At 34.3% G+C, this 19,108-nt stretch carries 21 protein-coding genes and 2 pseudogenes; 9 read left to right on the top strand and 14 right to left on the bottom strand.

From position 1 onward, the window contains the following. Window positions 1–6 precede the first annotated feature (6 nt). Window positions 7–1,320: a dicarboxylate/amino acid:cation symporter gene (locus tag KPF49_RS05595; RefSeq protein WP_183672588.1), complete on the bottom strand. Its 1,314-nt coding sequence runs from the start codon at window positions 1,318–1,320 to the stop codon at window positions 7–9. 178 nt (window positions 1,321–1,498) lie between these two features. Here KPF49_RS05595 and KPF49_RS05600 point away from each other — a divergent pair, with 178 nt between their 5' ends. Then, the gene (locus KPF49_RS05600; RefSeq protein WP_183672587.1) at window positions 1,499–2,374 is read left to right on the top strand and encodes a cation diffusion facilitator family transporter; all 876 of its coding nucleotides are present in this window, start codon (window positions 1,499–1,501) and stop codon (window positions 2,372–2,374) included. On the opposite strand, the gene KPF49_RS05605 is transcribed toward KPF49_RS05600, so the two are convergent. Beyond that, on the bottom strand, window positions 2,369–2,998 hold the full coding sequence (locus tag KPF49_RS05605) for a response regulator (RefSeq protein WP_375781547.1): 630 nt from the start codon (window positions 2,996–2,998) through the stop codon (window positions 2,369–2,371). The genes KPF49_RS05600 and KPF49_RS05605 overlap by 6 nt on opposite strands. Before the next feature lie 2 nt (window positions 2,999–3,000). Then, window positions 3,001–4,107 carry a GAF domain-containing sensor histidine kinase gene (locus KPF49_RS05610; RefSeq protein WP_183672585.1) on the bottom strand — a complete coding sequence of 369 codons (1,107 nt, stop codon included), beginning with the start codon at window positions 4,105–4,107 and terminating at the stop codon, window positions 3,001–3,003. Window positions 4,108–4,210: 103 nt separating this feature from the next. Between KPF49_RS05610 and KPF49_RS05615 the strand changes: the two genes are divergently transcribed. The 5 genes and pseudogenes from KPF49_RS05615 to KPF49_RS05635 form a co-directional block, all read left to right on the top strand. Further along, a complete protein-coding gene (locus KPF49_RS05615; protein ID WP_311538875.1) occupies window positions 4,211–4,633 on the top strand; it encodes a disulfide oxidoreductase in 423 nt (140 codons plus the stop codon). Beyond that, on the top strand, window positions 4,623–5,129 hold the full coding sequence (locus tag KPF49_RS05620; RefSeq protein ID WP_183672584.1) for a thioredoxin family protein: 507 nt from the start codon (window positions 4,623–4,625) through the stop codon (window positions 5,127–5,129). The genes KPF49_RS05615 and KPF49_RS05620 overlap by 11 nt, the downstream gene beginning before the upstream one ends. Beyond that, window positions 5,129–5,920, top strand: a complete 792-nt coding sequence (locus KPF49_RS05625) for an RluA family pseudouridine synthase (RefSeq protein WP_183672583.1) — start codon at window positions 5,129–5,131, stop codon at window positions 5,918–5,920. Before KPF49_RS05620 ends, KPF49_RS05625 begins: the two co-directional genes overlap by 1 nt. A 70-nt stretch (window positions 5,921–5,990) precedes the next feature. Then, window positions 5,991–6,533: a helix-turn-helix domain-containing protein gene (locus KPF49_RS05630; protein WP_183672582.1), complete on the top strand. Its 543-nt coding sequence runs from the start codon at window positions 5,991–5,993 to the stop codon at window positions 6,531–6,533. Next, window positions 6,515–7,405, top strand: a pseudogene (locus KPF49_RS05635) (IS3 family transposase); the annotation flags it as partial. The gene KPF49_RS05630 and the pseudogene KPF49_RS05635, both read left to right, overlap by 19 nt. A gap of 53 nt (window positions 7,406–7,458) precedes the next feature. Here the strand turns inward: KPF49_RS05635 and fumC are convergent. The 3 genes from fumC to KPF49_RS05650 form a co-directional block, all read right to left on the bottom strand. Next, the gene (fumC, locus tag KPF49_RS05640) at window positions 7,459–8,847 is read right to left on the bottom strand and encodes a class II fumarate hydratase (protein ID WP_183675503.1); all 1,389 of its coding nucleotides are present in this window, start codon (window positions 8,845–8,847) and stop codon (window positions 7,459–7,461) included. Between the two features lie 76 nt (window positions 8,848–8,923). Next, window positions 8,924–9,121, bottom strand: a complete 198-nt coding sequence (locus KPF49_RS05645) for a hypothetical protein (RefSeq protein ID WP_183675505.1) — start codon at window positions 9,119–9,121, stop codon at window positions 8,924–8,926. A gap of 12 nt (window positions 9,122–9,133) precedes the next feature. Further along, window positions 9,134–9,721, bottom strand: coding sequence for a hypothetical protein (locus KPF49_RS05650; protein ID WP_183675507.1), 588 nt, complete (start codon window positions 9,719–9,721; stop codon window positions 9,134–9,136). A gap of 157 nt (window positions 9,722–9,878) precedes the next feature. Here KPF49_RS05650 and KPF49_RS08130 point away from each other — a divergent pair, with 157 nt between their 5' ends. Further along, the gene (locus KPF49_RS08130) at window positions 9,879–10,001 is read left to right on the top strand and encodes a hypothetical protein (protein WP_257713864.1); all 123 of its coding nucleotides are present in this window, start codon (window positions 9,879–9,881) and stop codon (window positions 9,999–10,001) included. A gap of 41 nt (window positions 10,002–10,042) precedes the next feature. On the opposite strand, the gene nfsA is transcribed toward KPF49_RS08130, so the two are convergent. The 4 genes from nfsA to KPF49_RS05670 are packed head-to-tail and all read right to left on the bottom strand — an operon-like array spanning window position 10,043 to window position 12,790. Then, the gene (nfsA, locus tag KPF49_RS05655; protein WP_183675509.1) at window positions 10,043–10,786 is read right to left on the bottom strand and encodes an oxygen-insensitive NADPH nitroreductase; all 744 of its coding nucleotides are present in this window, start codon (window positions 10,784–10,786) and stop codon (window positions 10,043–10,045) included. Window positions 10,787–10,796: 10 nt separating this feature from the next. Next, window positions 10,797–11,264, bottom strand: a complete 468-nt coding sequence (gene trmL / locus KPF49_RS05660; protein WP_183675511.1) for a tRNA (uridine(34)/cytosine(34)/5-carboxymethylaminomethyluridine(34)-2'-O)-methyltransferase TrmL — start codon at window positions 11,262–11,264, stop codon at window positions 10,797–10,799. 3 nt (window positions 11,265–11,267) lie between these two features. Beyond that, the gene (queG, locus tag KPF49_RS05665; protein ID WP_183675513.1) at window positions 11,268–12,395 is read right to left on the bottom strand and encodes a tRNA epoxyqueuosine(34) reductase QueG; all 1,128 of its coding nucleotides are present in this window, start codon (window positions 12,393–12,395) and stop codon (window positions 11,268–11,270) included. 47 nt (window positions 12,396–12,442) lie between these two features. Further along, window positions 12,443–12,790, bottom strand: a complete 348-nt coding sequence (locus tag KPF49_RS05670; RefSeq protein ID WP_183675515.1) for a DUF6176 family protein — start codon at window positions 12,788–12,790, stop codon at window positions 12,443–12,445. Between the two features lie 120 nt (window positions 12,791–12,910). Between KPF49_RS05670 and KPF49_RS05675 the strand changes: the two genes are divergently transcribed. Continuing rightward, window positions 12,911–13,453, top strand: a complete 543-nt coding sequence (locus tag KPF49_RS05675) for a Maf family protein (protein ID WP_183675517.1) — start codon at window positions 12,911–12,913, stop codon at window positions 13,451–13,453. A gap of 491 nt (window positions 13,454–13,944) precedes the next feature. Continuing rightward, window positions 13,945–14,868 carry a nuclease-related domain-containing protein gene (locus tag KPF49_RS05680; RefSeq protein ID WP_219490083.1) on the top strand — a complete coding sequence of 308 codons (924 nt, stop codon included), beginning with the start codon at window positions 13,945–13,947 and terminating at the stop codon, window positions 14,866–14,868. A 553-nt stretch (window positions 14,869–15,421) separates the two neighbouring features. Here the strand turns inward: KPF49_RS05680 and KPF49_RS05685 are convergent. The 4 genes and pseudogenes from KPF49_RS05685 to KPF49_RS05700 all read right to left on the bottom strand — a co-directional run. Next, window positions 15,422–16,312, bottom strand: a pseudogene (locus KPF49_RS05685) (IS3 family transposase); the annotation flags it as partial. Then, window positions 16,294–16,836: a helix-turn-helix domain-containing protein gene (locus tag KPF49_RS05690; RefSeq protein ID WP_183672582.1), complete on the bottom strand. Its 543-nt coding sequence runs from the start codon at window positions 16,834–16,836 to the stop codon at window positions 16,294–16,296. The gene KPF49_RS05690 and the pseudogene KPF49_RS05685, both read right to left, overlap by 19 nt. Before the next feature lie 95 nt (window positions 16,837–16,931). Continuing rightward, window positions 16,932–17,846 (bottom strand): pseudouridine-5'-phosphate glycosidase, encoded by a 915-nt coding sequence (locus KPF49_RS05695; protein WP_183675499.1) that lies wholly within the window; start codon window positions 17,844–17,846, stop codon window positions 16,932–16,934. Continuing rightward, window positions 17,830–18,939, bottom strand: a complete 1,110-nt coding sequence (locus KPF49_RS05700; protein WP_183675497.1) for a PfkB family carbohydrate kinase — start codon at window positions 18,937–18,939, stop codon at window positions 17,830–17,832. The genes KPF49_RS05695 and KPF49_RS05700 overlap by 17 nt, the downstream gene beginning before the upstream one ends. Between the last annotated feature and the right edge of the window lie 169 nt (window positions 18,940–19,108).

A 19,108-nucleotide genomic window follows, 5' to 3' on the forward strand; every position in this document is an offset into this window, starting at 1 on the left:
TTGCACTTAGTTTGTAACTTTACTTTTTCTAGTCTCTTGCTCATTGATAACAAGCGCAACCGCTGCATCACCAGATATATTAACGACCGTTCTTGTCATGTCTAACAGACGGTCAATTCCGATAATGATACCAATCGCAGCTGGATCAAGGCCAATCGAAGTTAGCACCATAGCTAACATAATTAAACCTACACCCGGAACTCCAGCTGTTCCGATACTTGCAATTGTCGCAATTACCACAACTGTTACCATCTCAGTAATCGATAAATCGACCCCTGATAATTGAGCAATAAACACAGTCGCAACTCCTTGCATAATTGCTGTACCGTCCATATTAACAGTTGCACCCAGTGGCTGAACAAAACTTGAAATAGATTCACGTATCTTCAAGTTTTCCTGAGCAGCTTTTAATGAAACTGGTAGAACAGCACTAGATGATGACGTACTAAATCCGACTGTCATCGCTGGTGCGAAACCTTTTATAAACCAAAGAAAACTTTTCTTTGCAAAGAATCTCACCATAGAACCATATATTAGTACAAAATGGAGTAATAATGCAATTAATACACATAAGAAATACATACCTAATGATTCGATTGCTCCAAAGCCTGCATGAGTAAATGCTGTCGCAACTAAACCAAATGCACCAAGCGCTGCAAAATATTTCATAATCGCCATGACAATTGTCATAACAATTTTTTCAAATTCTTGAAGTAATTTAATTGTCGAAGGGACTTTATCTTGTAATACGATAATCGCAATACCAATAAATATAGCAAATGTAATAATCTGAATCATGTTTGTTTCTGCCATCGCACTAAAGAAGTTTTTCGGGACAAAACTAATAATTGTTTCATCGAACGATTGAGGGTTTACGTCAATATTATCAACGTCTGACTCCCCACCAAACTCCGCATTACGATATTCCGTAACTTCTGATGATTCTAGTAAAATACCTCTACCTTCACCAGGGTTAAGTAGGTTCGCTACTCCCATCGCTATAGTAATCGCAATAGCTGTTGTCATAAGGTAAAAGCCAACTGTTTTAATACCGATGACTCCGAGTTTTTTTGGGTCACCAACGTTTATAACACCGAGTACAATCGAGATAAATACGACAGGAACGACCATCATAAAGATTAAGTTTAAAAATACTTGTCCTAATACGTTAAATATGTACTGATCAACAATTTGAACAAACGTGCTATCAATAAATATATTAAATATAGAACCGACGATAATACCAAGTATAAGACCAGCAATAATCATTATAGTCATCGTTTGACTTGAAGACCTTTTCTTTTTATGTACATCTGACATAATTATAACCTCCTATTCCATAAATACATGAGTTTCCTTAATTATATTCTATTTTAATATTAAAAGTAAATTTTTTCACTTTCGATTTATATAAAAACGACAATAATAGAATTAGTATAAAATTTTTTATTAAAGGTTATGCTATACTAAAGAGTAATATTTTTTTGGAGTGTGACGTATGAAGTCCATTAATAAAAATATAAAAAAAGCACGGTTAGGTGCCGTGCTATCAATCGTCACTTATATATTTTTAACATTAGTTAAAATTACGTTTGGTTTTCTAGATCAGTCTGATGCATTAATCGCAGATGGTTTAAACAACTTTACTGACGTTATCGGTTCAACTGCGTTATTTATCGGTTTAACAATCGCTTTAATTCCAAGAGATGATAACCATACGTATGGTCACTACCGAGCAGAACTAATTGCCGCTTTAATTGCGAGTTTTATAATGTTTGCTGTCGGTATACAAGTCATTATTCAAACAGTAATTAAATTTATAAATAACGACTACGCAGAACCAAGTACGACTTCATTATATATTTCTATTTTTTCAATGATTATTATGCTAATCGTTGCGTTTATTAACTTTAGACTTGCTAATAAAGTTAGTAGTGTCGCCTTAAAAGCAGCGAGTTTCGATAATTTACAAGACGGCTTAGTATCTTTAGGTGCAGCAATTGGTATTATCGGTGTGCTTATTGGTTTTGAAACTTTAGACACAATCGCAAGTTTCTTAATTGGTATACTCATTATTTACACAGCAGTTATTATATTTAAAGAAACTGCGACGACTTTAACCGATGGTTTTAATAGTAAAACATTAAAAGAGATGGAAGAAATTATTCAAAACGTCAGCGGTGTGATAGACGTTGTAGATATTAAAGGACGTTCACACGGGTTTATATATTTTGTTGACGTTACAGTAACAGTCAACCCTAAATTAAACGTTGTTGAAGGACATATGATTACAGAAAGAATTGAACGAGCGATGTCCGATGCGTTTGGTGATACTGAAACAATCGTACACATCGAACCTGCTCTATTCTCATAAATTTACAATATGATGACGAATCGCATAAACGACTGCTTGTGTACGGTCAGACACTTCGAGTTTATTTAAAATATGACTCACATGTGTTTTGACCGTTTTTTCACTGACGAAAAGTGTTTCTGCGATTTCTTTATTACTTTTACCGTAAACCATTTCCTTTAGTACTTCTAACTCTCTTATCGATAAAACATTCTTTTGATGCGGGAGTTTGTCATGTTTTAAAAGCTGAGAAACATCTTCGTGAATAACTTGTTCACCATCCGCGACTTTTCGTAATGATTCGATTAAATCATCCGCATCCATTTCTTTTATTAAATATCCATCCGCTTTTTTATTCAATACAGGACGAACGTATTCTTCTGACGTGAAACTCGTTAATATGACTACTTTAACTTTAGGATAATCTCTTTTAATAATCTCTAAAATATCGATGCCATTTAATTCTGGCATGACGAGATCAAGTAAAATTAAATCAACGTTTTCGTGATTAACTTCTAGAAATTTAATCAATGCTTCTCCACTATCGACATCTTTTATTACTTTTAAATCATCTGTTGTACTTAGTAAAAACTTCATACCTTCACGTACGACTGCGTGATCATCTGTGATGACAATATTCATTATTTTCACTCTCTCTTTATCGGTATTGTAAAGCGTATCGTCGTTCCTTCATTTAATTTTGAGTGAACATTTAAAACTCCCCCGAGTTTTTCAATACGCTCTTTTATGTTCGTTAAACCGTTTTGACGTTTGACTGTTGATACGTCAAAACCTGTGCCTTTATCTTTGACCATAACGGAAAATAAGTCTTCAGTCACGAAAATTTCAACATCACTCATCGTGACATTTGAATGTTTACTCGTATTATTTAACGCTTCTTGAATCACTCTAAACACTTCGATTTCACTTTTATCAGGTAAATAATAAAAGCCATCAATATCGATATTTAATTCGATACCGATTAGTTCTGAGTATTCTTTTAACGCATCGACTAATCCATTTTCTAATCCGATAGGTTTTAATTGCCATATTAAAGCCTTCATTTCATTCATAGCATATTTAGACGTCGACTCAATTTTTTCTAATGTTGATTTCATTTCGTCAGATTTTGCGATTCGTACACCTGCATTACTCATAATATTAATTGAAAAAATCGTCTGATTAATTGAATCATGTAAATCTCTCGCTAGACGCTGACGTTCTTGAATTCTCGCATTTTCTTTTTCAATTTTTGTTAATTCTATACGTTTTAGTGCTGAACCGATTTGAAACGCAACAGATTCTAATAAATCTAATGTGTCTTTGTTGTATTCTTTAATATTTTTAGTCGCAACATTTAAAATACCAAACGATTCTTCGCTTGATATTAGCGGTACTGTTGCGTGATGCGTAATCCCTTCGTTTTTGTCGCTATTTTCTCTAAACACTCGTTCTAATCTAGAACAAGCGATAATATTCGTCGCTTTTTTTAAGTTACTTCTATTATACTGATTCACACACCAACATTTCCCGTCAAACATCTTTTCAAAGTTGTTTTCTTTTAAACCGACAGGTAGATTATAGTGCGCAGCGAGATCGTGTTCACCTTTATTATTAATAAAAAATATCCATCCGGTATCGAATTCACTATTTTCAACTAACAGTTTTAGTGCATGATTTAGCATTCGATTACGGTCAGTTTCTTCATTTAAATATTCAGCAATCATTCTGAGTAGTTCTAATTTACTTTTCACGATAATCACCTTTTTAAAATTTTCTTCACATTCTGTTAACTCTAATTCCGAGTGATTGTGTTAAAATATAGTGTGAGTTATTTAGAAATGATGAGGTGATTTATTGTATAAGAAGACTTTAATGCAACTTATACTTATCGTATCACTCACAGCAACTCTCGGCTCGCTATACTTTAGTGAAGTTCGAAATTATATACCTTGTGAGTTATGCTGGTATCAAAGAATTTTAATGTACCCTCTTGTAATTATATCGTTAATTTCACTGATTAAAAATGACTTTAAAGCGTATTACTATATTCTCACAATGAGTATAATGGGCTTTATAATGGGAGTATATCATTACTCACTACAAAAATTACCCGCAGTTCAAGATGGGTTAAACGCTTGTAGTGACAATAGTTGTACAGTAACATATGTCAATTACTTCGGATTTATAACTATTCCATTAATGTCTTTAACTGCATTTTTAATTATCATTGTATTATCAGTATTAAGTTTTAAAAAGGAGAATGTTCATGAACAATAAAATATTTTATGCCATTATTGCCGTTATCATTATCGGATTTCTTGGTGCTTTTTTATTTTTAAAAGGTGAAAAAAATGATCCAGATAACCTGAGTGATAGTGGGTATTACCCTTATACAGATAAAGAACCTTCTGAACTTCAAGGTCCAACAATCGACAAATTAGATGATGAAAACTATCAACTAAACGAAACACCTGAGTCAGCAAAAGAAAAAATTGATAGTGGTGAAGAAATTTTTGTCTATTACTGGAGTCCAGTATGTGAATACTGTTTAAAAGCAACACCATTACTGATGGAAGCAAAGAATAAAGAAGACTTCCCACTTATTCAAGTAAACGTCTTAGAATACCCAAAATTCCAACGTGAACAAGGTATCGAAGCTACACCAACACTCATTTACTATAAAGATGGTAAAGAAGTGACACGTGCTGAAGGTGCAGCTGAAACTGCAGACAACTATTTAGACTGGATCAACAGAACGCGAGAAGAAAAATAATGATTTTTACAATTACAAATAAATCCAAAGATTCGTTAGAAAATGTCTTAAAATCAATGCATATTCCTAAAAAAGAAATGCACTGGTTACGAATGAGTAAAGACATTAAAATTAACGATGAAGAAAAATCAATTAGAGATTTCGTCCATCAGGGAGATATTGTGTATCTTCCTGATTTTTCTAATAAGAGTAGCTACGAAAAAAGTAATCAACATGTAACTGTTCAATATGAAGATGATTATTTAGCAGTAGTTATAAAACCACACAGACAAAAAACACATCCAAATAATAATGAAACAGATACGTTAATGAACGACGCAATCAATACGATTCAATCTAATTATTTAGAGCCTGTCCATCGAATCGATTTTGACACAAAAGGTTTAGTGATTCTCGCTAAAAATAGTTACATTAAAAAAATGTTAGATTATATGATTGAACATCGTGAAATCGTTAGAGAATATACTGCGTACGTCAGTCGTCCAAATCACTTAAAAGTTGGAGATATTTCTCTACCTATAAAAGAAGCGCGTCATAGCAATCACCAGGAAATGAACCGTCGTGGTAAAGAAGCACTAACACACGTTTTATCTATTAAAGACAATAAAGTAAAACTACAATTATCCACTGGACGCACCCATCAAATCCGTGTACATCTCTCTCACTTAGGTTCTCCGATTATTGGAGATAACATTTACGGTGGAGAAAAAAGTAAAGAGTTACAATTATTTGCGTCGCGCGTTCAATTTACGCACCCCGTGACAAAAGAAAACATTAATATTGAAATGTAAAAAACGATCAGCCTACTGAGGTGCACCCCTAAAGTTGGACATGGAAATCCAACTTTAGGGGTGTTTTTGTATGAAGTATAAAAAGCATAGCTTTGAATTTAAGGTAAAAGTAGTTAATGAATATTTAAATGGATCAGGAGGATATAGAGTTTTAGGTGAAAAGTATAATGTGGATAGATCGCTTGTTCAAAAATGGGTAAGACAATATAACACATATGGCTATCAGGGCCTCACTAAATCTCTTAGTAATACTCAATATACTAGTGAATTTAAGCAGGCTGTTTTAAAATATAGAGAAGAGAATCAATTGTCCTATAGAGAAACAGCGGAATACTTTGGTATCAAGCATTTTACAACAATCGCTAACTGGAATCGCAAGATCCAAGAAGGTGGTCCAGCTGCTCTAGAGGGTAAACAAGGGAGACCAATAAAATATATGTCTAAGAAAGAAAATAACCAAAAACAAGTATCGAAGAGTGAGCCTCTGAATGAAACAGAACGCGAAGAGTTAGAACGTCTAAGAGAAGAACTCAGAATGAAAGAACTGGAAAATATCATTCTAAAAAAGTTAAACGCCTTACCGACAGATCCAACAGACAAAAAACGAAAGTAGCGCTTGAGGTAAGGCAAGAAACGACTTATACACTAAAAGAGATTTTAACAGTGTTGAAGCTACCAAAGTCTGTATATTACTACTGGATAAAACATATGGATGATCAGAAACAGAAAGATCGATGGCTAGTAGAAAAAATTAAAGAAATCGTCTCAAAACATAAAGGTAGATATGGTTACAGAAGAATCAAAGCGATACTCGAAAGCAGAGAACAAATTGTGGTGAATCATAAGCGCTTGTTACGCATTATGAAGACCTATAATTTACTGTGTCAAAAATTCAAAAACAAATCGAGAACGCGTTATAGTTCATATAAAGGACAAGTTGGAACAGTCGCTCCAAATAAGGTAAAGCGTAACTTTAAGCCGAAAACATTTAATCAACTATGGGTCACAGATGTCACAGAGTTTGCGTTACCTATCAAAGGAAAGAAACTATATCTATCAACAATTATGGATTGTTATAACTCTGAAATTATCGCATATAAGGTCAGTCGTTCACCGAACCTAGCAATCGCTCTAAATCCTTTAAATAAAGCACTTGAGGAACACCATCACAATCTAAAACAATTAGTTGTTCACTCGGATCAAGGATTTCATTATCAACATAGTAGTTGGGGAAATACCATAACAGAATTTGGTGCAACAATGAGTATGTCACGTAAAGGAAACTGTTTAGATAATTCACCGATGGAGAACTTCTTTGGCTTATTAAAGCAAGAAATGTTTTATGGAGAAGTTTTCAAAACATATGAAGCATTAGAAATCGCAGTACATGAATATATTAGATACTATAATAAAGATAGAATTAAGCTAAAATTAAAAGGCATGTCTCCTGAAGAATTCAGGAAACATACCTTACAATCTGCTTAATTCCAAAAGTCCAACTTTTGGGTAGCACATCATACAGGCTGATCGTTTTTATTTCACGCATTCGGATGAATCATATCTTCAGGACGAATCCATTCATTAAACTGTTCTTCTGTAACAAGACCAGTTTCTAATGCAGATTCTTTTAATGTAATACCTTTTTGATGTGCGTTTTTCGCAATTTTTGCGGCATTTTCGTAACCGATATGTGGGTTTAATGCTGTAACTAACATTAATGAACGGTTTAATAACTCATCAATCACTTCCATGTTTGGCTCAATACCAACCGCACAGTTGTTGTTGAATGTGTCTATACCGTCACCAAGTAGGTAGATAGATTGTAATGTGTTCATTAAGATTAATGGCTTATACACGTTTAACTCAAAGTTACCTTGTGACGCACCAAATCCAACTGCTGCATCGTTACCAAATACTTGTGCTGCAACCATTGATAACATCTCTGCTTGTGTTGGGTTTACTTTACCAGGCATAATTGATGATCCAGGCTCGTTTTCTGGAATTGTAATTTCACCAATACCTGCACGTGGTCCTGAGGCTAACCAGCGAATGTCGTTAACAATTTTTAATACGTCTCCTGCTAATGCTTTTAATGCACCGTGGAAATACACAACTTCATCGTATTGTGATAACGCATGAAACTTGTTTTCTGATGAAACAAAATCGTATCCAGTCTGTTTCGAAATTTGCTTTGCGACTTTTTCTCCGAACTCAGGATGAGCGTTTAAACCAGTACCTACTGCCGTACCACCGATTGCTAAATGTGAGAGTTGTTGTTTAGATTCATTAATCATTTCTAATGCTTTGTCTAAACTATATCTCCAACCACTGACTTCTTGACCGAGTGATAACGGTGTTGCGTCTTGTAAATGTGTACGACCAATTTTAATGCTGTCTTGGAATTTTTCCTCTTTTTCTTTGAACGTATCACGTAATTTTTTTAGTGCTGGAAGTAAAGTAACTTCAGCTTCAGTCATTAACGCCACATACATTGCTGTTGGGAACGTATCGTTAGAACTTTGTGATTTATTAACGTCATCATTAGGGTGTACGACTTCGTCAATTCCTTTTTCTTTTAAATAATCGTTCGCAACATGCGCGACGACTTCGTTTACGTTCATATTACTCTGTGTACCGCTTCCAGTTTGCCAAACAACTAATGGGAAATGTTCGTCTAACTCTCTTTTAATAATTTTATCAGTTGCGTATACAATCGCATCTTTTTTCGCTTCAGATAATTTACCTAAATCAAAGTTTACAATGGCTGCTGCACGTTTAAGTTGAGCGAACGCAACGATTACTTCAATTGGCATTTTTTCTTTACCCACTGGGAAGTTTTGACGACTTCTCTCTGTTTGAGCAGCCCAAAACTTATCCGCTGGAACTTTAATTTCACCAAACGTATCATGTTCTATTCTGTAAGACATTAAAAAAATTCCTCCTGAATTTCAATTTCGTATTTATACTAAGTATAACTGAAATTTCAGGAGGATTCACTTAAAATTAGTTATCATTTTCTTCATGATATTTGTCGAGATCTTTATCTTCTAAATCTGCACCGTGATTTGTGTGGTCAATAGAAGCAGTCTCTCCTTCTGAGATAGCTTCCATCTCCTCACCAAGTGCTTCGACGTCTTCTTCGTTAAATGTCATCGAGTTTTCGTCTGTATAATCGTCATATTTCTTATCTTTTTTAGTCATATTATCCCTCACTTATGCGAACTTATATGTGTAGAATTCACGAATATCTTTATCGAGTTTACTTGCTGCATCCTCATCTAAAATAACTGTCACCATTCGGTGATTTTTAACTTTTGATAATACTGAGTCTCTACTCATATCTGCATCGTATAATTTACGTACAGTTTCACTCGCATCTACACCACTCGCATAGATGAATAGCTCTTTAGCTCCAAATAATAAGTCGCTACTCTCTCCACTTTTAAACCCTTTAAAATCATGATCTAAATTTAATACTGCAACGTTTAGTTTTTCTTTTTTATCAAGATGTCTGTCTAAATCTTCATCTGATTTAACGTTACGAATTTGTTGATCTGGTAGGTCGAGTTGGTTAAATTTCGCTCCACCTTCAGAATTTGCTAAAAAGAGTTTAACGTTTGATAGACTTACTGGATGATTGTTAATTTCTCCAATTAAAAAGTCATATGCATCATCTAATTTTTCATTTAAATCTAACACTAACGTAGAATCAGTGTTTAAAGATAGTTGTTTTCTAATTTGATCTGCTAAAAATAAGTCTGCGTCGTGTTTTGTTTCATAAATTTTAAAATTTAAAGCCATAATCGTCGTCTCCTATCAAGAACAGTTTATTAATAATAGATTACCCTAATATATGTCTTTTAAACAATCATTATCCTAAAATTAAAATACTCTTTGTTTCAAAGACAAAATAGTTTATAATAATAATAACAACTAAATGCACTGGAGGATATTATAGATGAAGGCAATTCTTATCTTTATGGTATGTGCAAGTTTCCTAGTAGCAATCTTAACTGCAGGAAGAGAAAACAAACCTGGTTATGTAGATAACGGACCAGACCAAAGAAACGATGTTAGATAATAAAAACGCAAACTTATAAAAGTTTGCGTTTTTTGTTTCTGTTAATCTTTTAAATATCCTTGTTCGTTTAGGACATCTTTAATATCTGCACGTACTTCTCCCATTTTCGATAATTTTCGAATGACTTGTTCTGACCAGTTGTCTTCACGTTTGTTTTTATCGCGGTTTTTGTAGTACTGATTGATTGTTTCATCGTATTCATTTAATGATTCTTCAACCGCTTCAAACTCTGGATAAGAGTTTTCAAAGTAAACTGTGTCAAGTGGAAGTCTTTCTTTAAAGCTACCATTACTATTTTTGTAACCAACTGCCATACCAATTACTGGGAATGTGCCTTCAGGTAAGTCTAAAATTTCAATGATTTTTTTCGTGTTGTTACGAATTGATCCTAAATAACAAATTCCTAAATCAAGTGACTCTGCTGCAACCGCTAAGTTTTGTGCTGCAAGTGCTGCGTCTACAACACCGACGAGTAAACTTTCTGTCGTTTCAAAATTTACGTCGTATCCTTTACGTTTTGCGAGTTGTAAATGACGGTTATAATCCGCTACGAAAATGAATAAATGGCCGTTATCTTTAACATACGGCTGCGTACTTACTTCCATAATTGCTTGTTTTTTATCTTCATCAGTAACTCCGATAATTGAATACGCTTGAACGTAGCTTGATGTCGATGCTTGTTGTGCTGATTTAACAAGTGTTTCTACGACATCCTTTTCAAGTGGTCGATCTTCAAAATCTCGAATTGAGCGGTGGTTTTGTAGTAATTTAATTGTTTCGTTCATAATAATCCTCCTATATTAATCCTTTAAATCCTTGTTGACGAATCGCTTCATAAAGCACCATCGCAACTGTATTTGCAAGGTTTAAACTTCTAAAATCTTTATGCATCGGAATACGCATTAAGCGGTCCTTATATTTTTCTTTAATATAATCCGGGAGTCCTGCAGTTTCTTTACCAAAGATAAAATAATGGTTTTCTTCAGTATTACTGTAGTCCTCTTCATGATAATAATTTTCTCCAAATTTAGATATAAAGTACAGCATTCCGTCTGCTTGTTCTAAAAATTCTTCAATACTGTCGTAATATGTCACGTCTAACTGATACCAGTAGTCCATACCTGCACGTTTTAAATGCTTATCTGTAATTTCAAACCCGAGCGGTTTAATTAAATGTAATTTTGTTTTTGTTGCTGCACATGTGCGTCCGATATTTCCAGTATTTTGCGGAATATCTGGCTGAAATAATACGATATGATTCATAGTTTACCCCTCTTGAATACCTTTTAACATTTCTATTTTAACATCTTCGTCAGTTTCTTGTTTATATCTCTCACTAATATATTCAAGTGCCTCGTCGCCTAATATTTGACCGATCGCCCAGTATGCTGTTCCTTTAATCACAGGTCGAACATCGTTTTCAGCAACATCTTTCAATGTTGGAATCGCACTTTCTTCTTTAAAATGTGCGAGTGCGATAATCGCATTTCGTTGTAGTGGATTTTTACCACGCCATACACCAGCTAAATGTCCATATGTTTCTTTAAATTCTCGATTTGATACCTTTAATAGACTCGTTAATTCTGGCTTTAAAATTTCTGGCTCTAAAATGATATCGTCTTGCTGTGTGTTAATTCCAACATTTAACGGACATACTTGCTGACATGTATCACAGCCGTAAATTCTGTTACCAATCGATTTTCTAAATTCATCTGGTACAAAAGTTTTCGTTTGTGTTAAAAATGAAATACACTTTTTAGAGTCGAGTTGTCCGTTACCAACGAGTGCACCTGTTGGACATCTGTCAATACAAATTGTACAGTCACCACACGTTCCAACGAGTGGTTTATCTGGAGGAAAAGGTATGTTGATCAGCATTTCACCTAAGTACGTCCATGTCCCGAGTTCTGGATTGATTATAAATCCATTTTTACCTATAAATCCGAGACCACTTCTAAGTGCGACTTCTCTATCGGATAATACTCCCGTATCGACCATCGACATCATCTCTGCACCGTCGACTCTTTCTTTAATAAATGCTTCTAACTTATCGAGTCTTTTTCTTAAAAGCTGATGATAATCTACTCCCCAAGACGCACGAGCAAATATCCCGCGGCGCTCACCTTTACGTGATTTTGGGGCATCTTTAGGTAATCTGTTCGGGTACCCAACAGCAATCGCAATAATCGATTTCGCACTCGGTAGTGATAGTTTTGGATCTACACGCTCTTCTATCGTCCCTTTTTCGAAACCAGACTCATAATTGTTTTCATAATATGAGATGAGTTTATCTCTAAACTCATGAAACGGTTCAGCTGTTGTAAATCCGATTTCGTCGATACCAATTGAATGTGCGTACTCTATAATCTCTTCTTTTAACGCTTGATAGTCCATAAGACACCTTCTTTCCAGATTAAAAAAGAAGCCAATTAGGCTTCTAATTAATACTGCATTGCTTGTTTTATACGTTCAGGAATAATGAGTGCCTCTGCAACCATATCTTCCGGATGGAATGTGTGATCAATACAGTCTTCAAAAAAGTCTATATGTGTCTGATCGATATATGAAACTGTGTCGCTCTCAGCAGCTTCTTTATCTTGTATTGTATACCAATATAAATATTCGACATCGTTAAACGCTTCGCGGAAGATTGTTTCAACGTAAACTTTTTCTCCTTCAACGTTACGAATAACACCTTCCATATTGTTATGTATATACTCCATCCAACGATCGACTTTTTTAGTTTTTCCAGGTTTAACTCTAAATTTAGTTAACTCCACTTTGTACATTTATTTCACCTCTTGCGATATGCAAATAAACATTCTAAAATGATACTCAATACATTATTAGATTATACACTTATTTTTAAATAACTCCACACCTATATAAAGAAAGGTTTGAGACAATTTATGCTTATTTTAGCATCTGGTTCACCAAGACGGCAAGACCTACTAAAACAAGTTGAGATAAACTTTTTAACGATTATCCCAAATGTTGACGAATCATCTGTGACTGAGACAGACCCTAAAGAAAAAGCGATGACACTCGCACGCTTAAAATCTCACGCGATTGATAACGACGAAGACATTATTTTATCTTGTGACACACTGATCCACTATAACGGTGAAATTTTAGAAAAACCAAAAGACAAAAATGACGCACGACGCATGCTTAAAATGCTATCAGGAAATACGCATACTGTGATTTCAGCAGCATTACTCCGTAAAGGCGACGCTGAAATACCAATCGTTAGAGAAACAGAAGTCGAGTTTTTTGATTTAGACGATAAAACAATCGACCACTACTTAAACACAGACGAACCATATGATAAGGCAGCAGCCTATGGCATCCAAGGACTCGGCGCGATGTTTGTAAAACATATTTCCGGTGATTATAACGCTGTCGTCGGGCTTCCACTCGGAGATATATGTAGAGAACTAAGAGAATTGTAGGTGGTGTAGCGAGCACTTGTCATTTTATCGTAAGTGATAGTGTGATGTTACACTATCTTTTTGGTTAGAGTGCCTTTTATCATAAGTGATAGTATCCTTTTACACTATCTCTTCGGTTAAATCGCCTTTTATCGCAAGAGATAGTGTTCTTTTACACTATCTCTTCAGTTAGAGTGCCTTTTATCATAAGTGATAGTATCTTATTACACTATCACTTCGGTTAGAGCGTCTTTTATCATAAGTGATAGTATCCTTTTACACTATCTCTCCAGTTTGTAGTATCACCTACCTGTTATTTTTTCTATTTCATTATTATCAATCAATTCTTCTTTTTAAAATCTGTTGATCAAAAACACAGTATTTAAATTTCTTACTTCTATTTTTATCAGTTTTTTAATCATGTATTACAATTCATTAATTATTGTATTTTTACTCCTTTTAAGAATTTTATGTTGTATAATCATAATCAAATACTTATTATTGGAGGATATATGCAGATTAAAAAATCTCTTGTTCATCGTCAATTGATTGCCTTAAAGAAACGTGGCCATTTATCTTTTAAAACAATCAACTATTTGAAGCAATTAAATTTAGGTCACAACGGAGAAGTATCTTTTGCAAATATTTTCGATAGTGTGATGACAGATTACTGCGAGACGATTCATGATTTTCGATTTATTTTGGATGGTTCCGAACGTCAAATCGATACAGTGGCGATTTTTAATAATGCTATCCTAATTTTTGAAATTAAAAACCATCAGAGAAATCAAGTTTTTCATAATGGTAGTTTTTATAGCTACAAGACTAAAAAAGAAATAAAGTCTCCGCTTCATCAAATTAATGACACTGCTAATAAATTCTCAGAACTACTCTATTCTATAGATCAAAGAATTCCTATTCATAGCTACGTCGTCTATATAAACCGAAATTTCCAGCTCTATAACTTACCATTAAAAGAGCCAATTATCATGTATTCACAGCTCAGTAATTTTTTGAATGATCTAAAAAACCAACACACTCTCGTTAAACCGCATGTTCAAATGCTTAAAGATCAAATTATTCATTTAAATGATGAAATACCGCGATATTGTGATGTCGATTATACATTTGAATCATTAAATAAAGGGATATTTTGTGAAAATGATGGTAGTGAATTACTTTCTAATGGTTTAGAAAAATATATCTGTGGAAATTGTGGCACATTTTATCAGCAAAAAGATGTCGTGTTTCAGCTTGTTGAAGATTTTCGAGCATTATTTCCAGATGAAAAAATCACGTTAAACAAGTTATATGAATTTAGTGGAAAGAAAATCTCTCACTATAAGCTTCAGAAAGTATTGAACGCATACTATGAAAAGATTGGTGTGCGTCGTGGAGCATATTATGTAGATAAAAAGCCTTATAACGATAATTAAAAGAATTAAACGGCAGTTTAATAGAAGAGATATCATATTATTACACTTTATTTGCGGTTAGCATGTTCTTATCGTAAGTGATAGTGTGATGTTACACTATCTCTTTGGTTAAATCATCTTTTATCGTAAGTGATAGTATCTTATTACACTATCTCTTCAGTTAGAGCGGCTTTTATCACAAGTGATAGTACCCTTTTACACTATCTCTTCGGTTAGAGTGCTTTTTATCGTAAGTAATAGAGTCCTTTTACACTATCTCTTTAGTTAGAGTGCCTTTTATCATAAGTGATAGTATCCTTTTACACTATCTCTTCAGTTAGAGCGCCTTTTATCATAAGTGATAGTGTTCTTTTACACTATCTCTTCGGTTAGATCGCCTTTTATCATAAGTGATAGTATCCTTTTACACTATCTCTTCAGTTGCCCACAATTTATCACCACTCATAGTTACTTATTATACTATCTTTAACGATAAAAAGCCTAAAATACTCTTCCATATCAAAAAAGACTCCTACTTCTCTTGATGTGCTACCCAAAAGTTGGACTTTTGGAATTAAGCAGATTGTAAGGTATGTTTCCTGAATTCTTCAGGAGACATGCCTTTTAATTTTAGCTTAATTCTATCTTTATTATAGTATCTAATATATTCATGTACTGCGATTTCTAATGCTTCATATGTTTTGAAAACTTCTCCATAAAACATTTCTTGCTTTAATAAGCCAAAGAAGTTCTCCATCGGTGAATTATCTAAACAGTTTCCTTTACGTGACATACTCATTGTTGCACCAAATTCTGTTATGGTATTTCCCCAACTACTATGTTGATAATGAAATCCTTGATCCGAGTGAACAACTAATTGTTTTAGATTGTGATGGTGTTCCTCAAGTGCTTTATTTAAAGGATTTAGAGCGATTGCTAGGTTCGGTGAACGACTGACCTTATATGCGATAATTTCAGAGTTATAACAATCCATAATTGTTGATAGATATAGTTTCTTTCCTTTGATAGGTAACGCAAACTCTGTGACATCTGTGACCCATAGTTGATTAAATGTTTTCGGCTTAAAGTTACGCTTTACCTTATTTGGAGCGACTGTTCCAACTTGTCCTTTATATGAACTATAACGCGTTCTCGATTTGTTTTTGAATTTTTGACACAGTAAATTATAGGTCTTCATAATGCGTAACAAGCGCTTATGATTCACCACAATTTGTTCTCTGCTTTCGAGTATCGCTTTGATTCTTCTGTAACCATATCTACCTTTATGTTTTGAGACGATTTCTTTAATTTTTTCTACTAGCCATCGATCTTTCTGTTTCTGATCATCCATATGTTTTATCCAGTAGTAATATACAGACTTTGGTAGCTTCAACACTGTTAAAATCTCTTTTAGTGTATAAGTCGTTTCTTGCCTTACCTCAAGCGCTACTTTCGTTTTTTGTCTGTTGGATCTGTCGGTAAGGCGTTTAACTTTTTTAGAATGATATTTTCCAGTTCTTTCATTCTGAGTTCTTCTCTTAGACGTTCTAACTCTTCGCGTTCTGTTTCATTCAGAGGCTCACTCTTCGATACTTGTTTTTGGTTATTTTCTTTCTTAGACATATATTTTATTGGTCTCCCTTGTTTACCCTCTAGAGCAGCTGGACCACCTTCTTGGATCTTGCGATTCCAGTTAGCGATTGTTGTAAAATGCTTGATACCAAAGTATTCCGCTGTTTCTCTATAGGACAATTGATTCTCTTCTCTATATTTTAAAACAGCCTGCTTAAATTCACTAGTATATTGAGTATTACTAAGAGATTTAGTGAGGCCCTGATAGCCATATGTGTTATATTGTCTTACCCATTTTTGAACAAGCGATCTATCCACATTATACTTTTCACCTAAAACTCTATATCCTCCTGATCCATTTAAATATTCATTAACTACTTTTACCTTAAATTCAAAGCTATGCTTTTTATACTTCATACAAAAACACCCCTAAAGTTGGATTTCCATGTCCAACTTTAGGGGTGCACCTCATCTTTGTAGGAGTCTTCACATAGGACTAGTACTACCAATAATTACAGTTTGTAGTAATCCACCGCGATTTGTGCACCGACTTTTGCGTTGTTATATACAAGGTTGATATTTGCTTCTAAGCTTTTTCCGTTTGTTTTTTCAACGATTGCTTTTAATAAGTAAGGTGTTGCTTCTTTACCACCAACACCATCTTTTTCCATTTGATCGACCGCTTCTTGAATTACACCGTTGATATGGTCTTTATCGAGTGCTTCATCTTCAGGAATTGGGTTTACGACACTTGTACCACCTGTTAAACCTAAGTCGTGTTTTGCTTTAATGACTTTTGCGATATCTTCTGTCGTATCGAAGTGTGACGCAAGTTTAAGTCCACTTTCTCTCGTAAAGAATGCAGGTAGTTCATCTGTTTGATATCCAATCACTGGTACACCTTTTGTTTCAAGGTATTCTAGTGTTCTTGGTAAGTCTAAAATAGATTTCGCACCTGCAGAAATTACAACGACGTCTGTTTTTCCGAGTTCGTCTAAGTCTGCTGACACATCCATATGCTCTTCAAATCCGCGGTGTACACCACCGATTCCACCTGTGACGAAGAATTTGATACCTGCTAATTCTGCACATAACATTGTTGATGCAACTGTAGTTGCACCAAGTGTTTTCATTGCAACAACTTCTGCTAAGTCTCGGCGAGATACTTTAGTAACGTTACGCCCTTCTTTTGCGAGTAATTCAAGATCATCTTCAGTAAGTCCAACTTTAATACGACCGTTCATAATTGCAATAGTTGCTGGTACCGCACCATTTTCTCTAATAATTTCTTCAGTTTTTTTAGCCATTTCAACGTTTTGAGGATATGGCATCCCGTGAGAAATGATTGTCGATTCTAATGCAACGACCGGTTGATTATTTTCTAATGCTTCCTTAACTTCAGTTGTTAAATCAATTAATTGATTCATTTTTATAAGCCTCCAAATCTAGTTTTAACTGTTGTTCTGATAAGTCTTGTCGTACTGTATAGTCTGTTTCAATCGTTTTTGTAGAGTTGACCATACCTAATTCTATACAGTCATCAATATTATACCCATTTAGCCATCCGTAAATCACAGCGCTAGAAAAACTATCACCAGCACCTGTCACGTCCACGACACGCGTCGATTGTTTAATCGGATAAATTTTTTCATAATCATTAGATGAATATGCTAACGATTTTGATCCGTTCGTTACGACAACGTTCGACACTCCACGTGCATTCCAAAGTCTCGCACCTTTTATTAAATCGTCATCTGTTTTAATTTCCATATTAAACTCTGTTTCTGTTTCATCACGGTTTACAATTAACCAGTCGACGGGCTCTAAATAATCTGGTAGACGATTCATCTTTGGTCCAGATACAGGAATAAACACAAGCTTAATATCGTGTTTTTCCGCATATGCGGTTAAAAATTCAAGCGTCACTTTCGGTACGTTTAAATCTGCAACAATACACTTCGCGCGCTTTAAAATATATGTCTGGCGAATCAGTACTTCTGGTGTGAATTCATCATAAATACTCATATCAGCAAAACCATATTCCATTTCACCTTCACGGTTAATTAACGCAGTATATGCACCTGTATTTTTCCCTTCGATAATTTCAGTAAAATCTAAGTTAATATACGCCTCAGATGCTTCTTTAACTTTCAACCACTCCGCATCGTCTCCTCTTGTCGTAATGAGCGCTACATTTTGGCCTAAACGACCTAAATTCTCAGCGATATTACGTACAACTCCCCCGACAGAGTGTGCTGAGTCAATCGGATTAGATGTCCCATGAATGAGTGTCTGATGAACAAAAAACTTCTTATCGATATTTGCTGCACCGACACAAACAATTGGGAACTCTTCATTTAGAACGTAAGCTTGACCTTGAATAAATTCCTTATGTACAAGTTCAGCAACAATTCTCGATACACTAGAAGCAGTTAACCCAAGTTTTTTAGATAATTCCGACTGAGAAATAAACGGATTCTCTTTAATGAGATTTAATACTTCAGCCTCTCTTTGATTCAACAGCTTATCTCCTCTCAAACGATTTTTAACTTTATTATACAACACAATTTATAGAAACTTTATCAGAATAATATTGTGAAAAATCATTCATTGTTTTCCTATTTTATCATGTTAATCGATAATTATCTATAAATTTTTAATTTGTATTTGACCCTTTCAAATTTGTATG

The sequence above is a fragment of the Nosocomiicoccus ampullae genome, from assembly GCF_019357495.1.
GTDB lineage: Bacteria > Bacillota > Bacilli > Staphylococcales > Salinicoccaceae > Nosocomiicoccus > Nosocomiicoccus ampullae.

What these genes read in the sequence shown, in the direction of transcription:
- KPF49_RS05650 (WP_183675507.1), bottom strand. Translation starts at nt 9,721, where the DNA reads ATGGCTTTAAATTTTAAAATTTATGAAACAAAACACGACGCAGACTTA.
- queG (WP_183675513.1), bottom strand. Translation starts at nt 12,395, where the DNA reads ATGGACTATCAAGCGTTAAAAGAAGAGATTATAGAGTACGCACATTCA.
- KPF49_RS08130 (WP_257713864.1), top strand. Translation starts at nt 9,879, where the DNA reads ATGAAGGCAATTCTTATCTTTATGGTATGTGCAAGTTTCCTAGTAGCA.
- KPF49_RS05690 (WP_183672582.1), bottom strand. Translation starts at nt 16,836, where the DNA reads ATGAAGTATAAAAAGCATAGCTTTGAATTTAAGGTAAAAGTAGTTAAT.
- KPF49_RS05600 (WP_183672587.1), top strand. Translation starts at nt 1,499, where the DNA reads ATGAAGTCCATTAATAAAAATATAAAAAAAGCACGGTTAGGTGCCGTG.
- KPF49_RS05630 (WP_183672582.1), top strand. Translation starts at nt 5,991, where the DNA reads ATGAAGTATAAAAAGCATAGCTTTGAATTTAAGGTAAAAGTAGTTAAT.
- KPF49_RS05645 (WP_183675505.1), bottom strand. Translation starts at nt 9,121, where the DNA reads ATGACTAAAAAAGATAAGAAATATGACGATTATACAGACGAAAACTCG.
- KPF49_RS05625 (WP_183672583.1), top strand. Translation starts at nt 5,129, where the DNA reads ATGATTTTTACAATTACAAATAAATCCAAAGATTCGTTAGAAAATGTC.
- KPF49_RS05670 (WP_183675515.1), bottom strand. Translation starts at nt 12,790, where the DNA reads ATGTACAAAGTGGAGTTAACTAAATTTAGAGTTAAACCTGGAAAAACT.
- KPF49_RS05595 (WP_183672588.1), bottom strand. Translation starts at nt 1,320, where the DNA reads ATGTCAGATGTACATAAAAAGAAAAGGTCTTCAAGTCAAACGATGACT.
- nfsA (WP_183675509.1), bottom strand. Translation starts at nt 10,786, where the DNA reads ATGAACGAAACAATTAAATTACTACAAAACCACCGCTCAATTCGAGAT.
- trmL (WP_183675511.1), bottom strand. Translation starts at nt 11,264, where the DNA reads ATGAATCATATCGTATTATTTCAGCCAGATATTCCGCAAAATACTGGA.
- KPF49_RS05695 (WP_183675499.1), bottom strand. Translation starts at nt 17,846, where the DNA reads ATGAATCAATTAATTGATTTAACAACTGAAGTTAAGGAAGCATTAGAA.
- KPF49_RS05620 (WP_183672584.1), top strand. Translation starts at nt 4,623, where the DNA reads ATGAACAATAAAATATTTTATGCCATTATTGCCGTTATCATTATCGGA.
- KPF49_RS05675 (WP_183675517.1), top strand. Translation starts at nt 12,911, where the DNA reads ATGCTTATTTTAGCATCTGGTTCACCAAGACGGCAAGACCTACTAAAA.
- KPF49_RS05680 (WP_219490083.1), top strand. Translation starts at nt 13,945, where the DNA reads ATGCAGATTAAAAAATCTCTTGTTCATCGTCAATTGATTGCCTTAAAG.
- fumC (WP_183675503.1), bottom strand. Translation starts at nt 8,847, where the DNA reads ATGTCTTACAGAATAGAACATGATACGTTTGGTGAAATTAAAGTTCCA.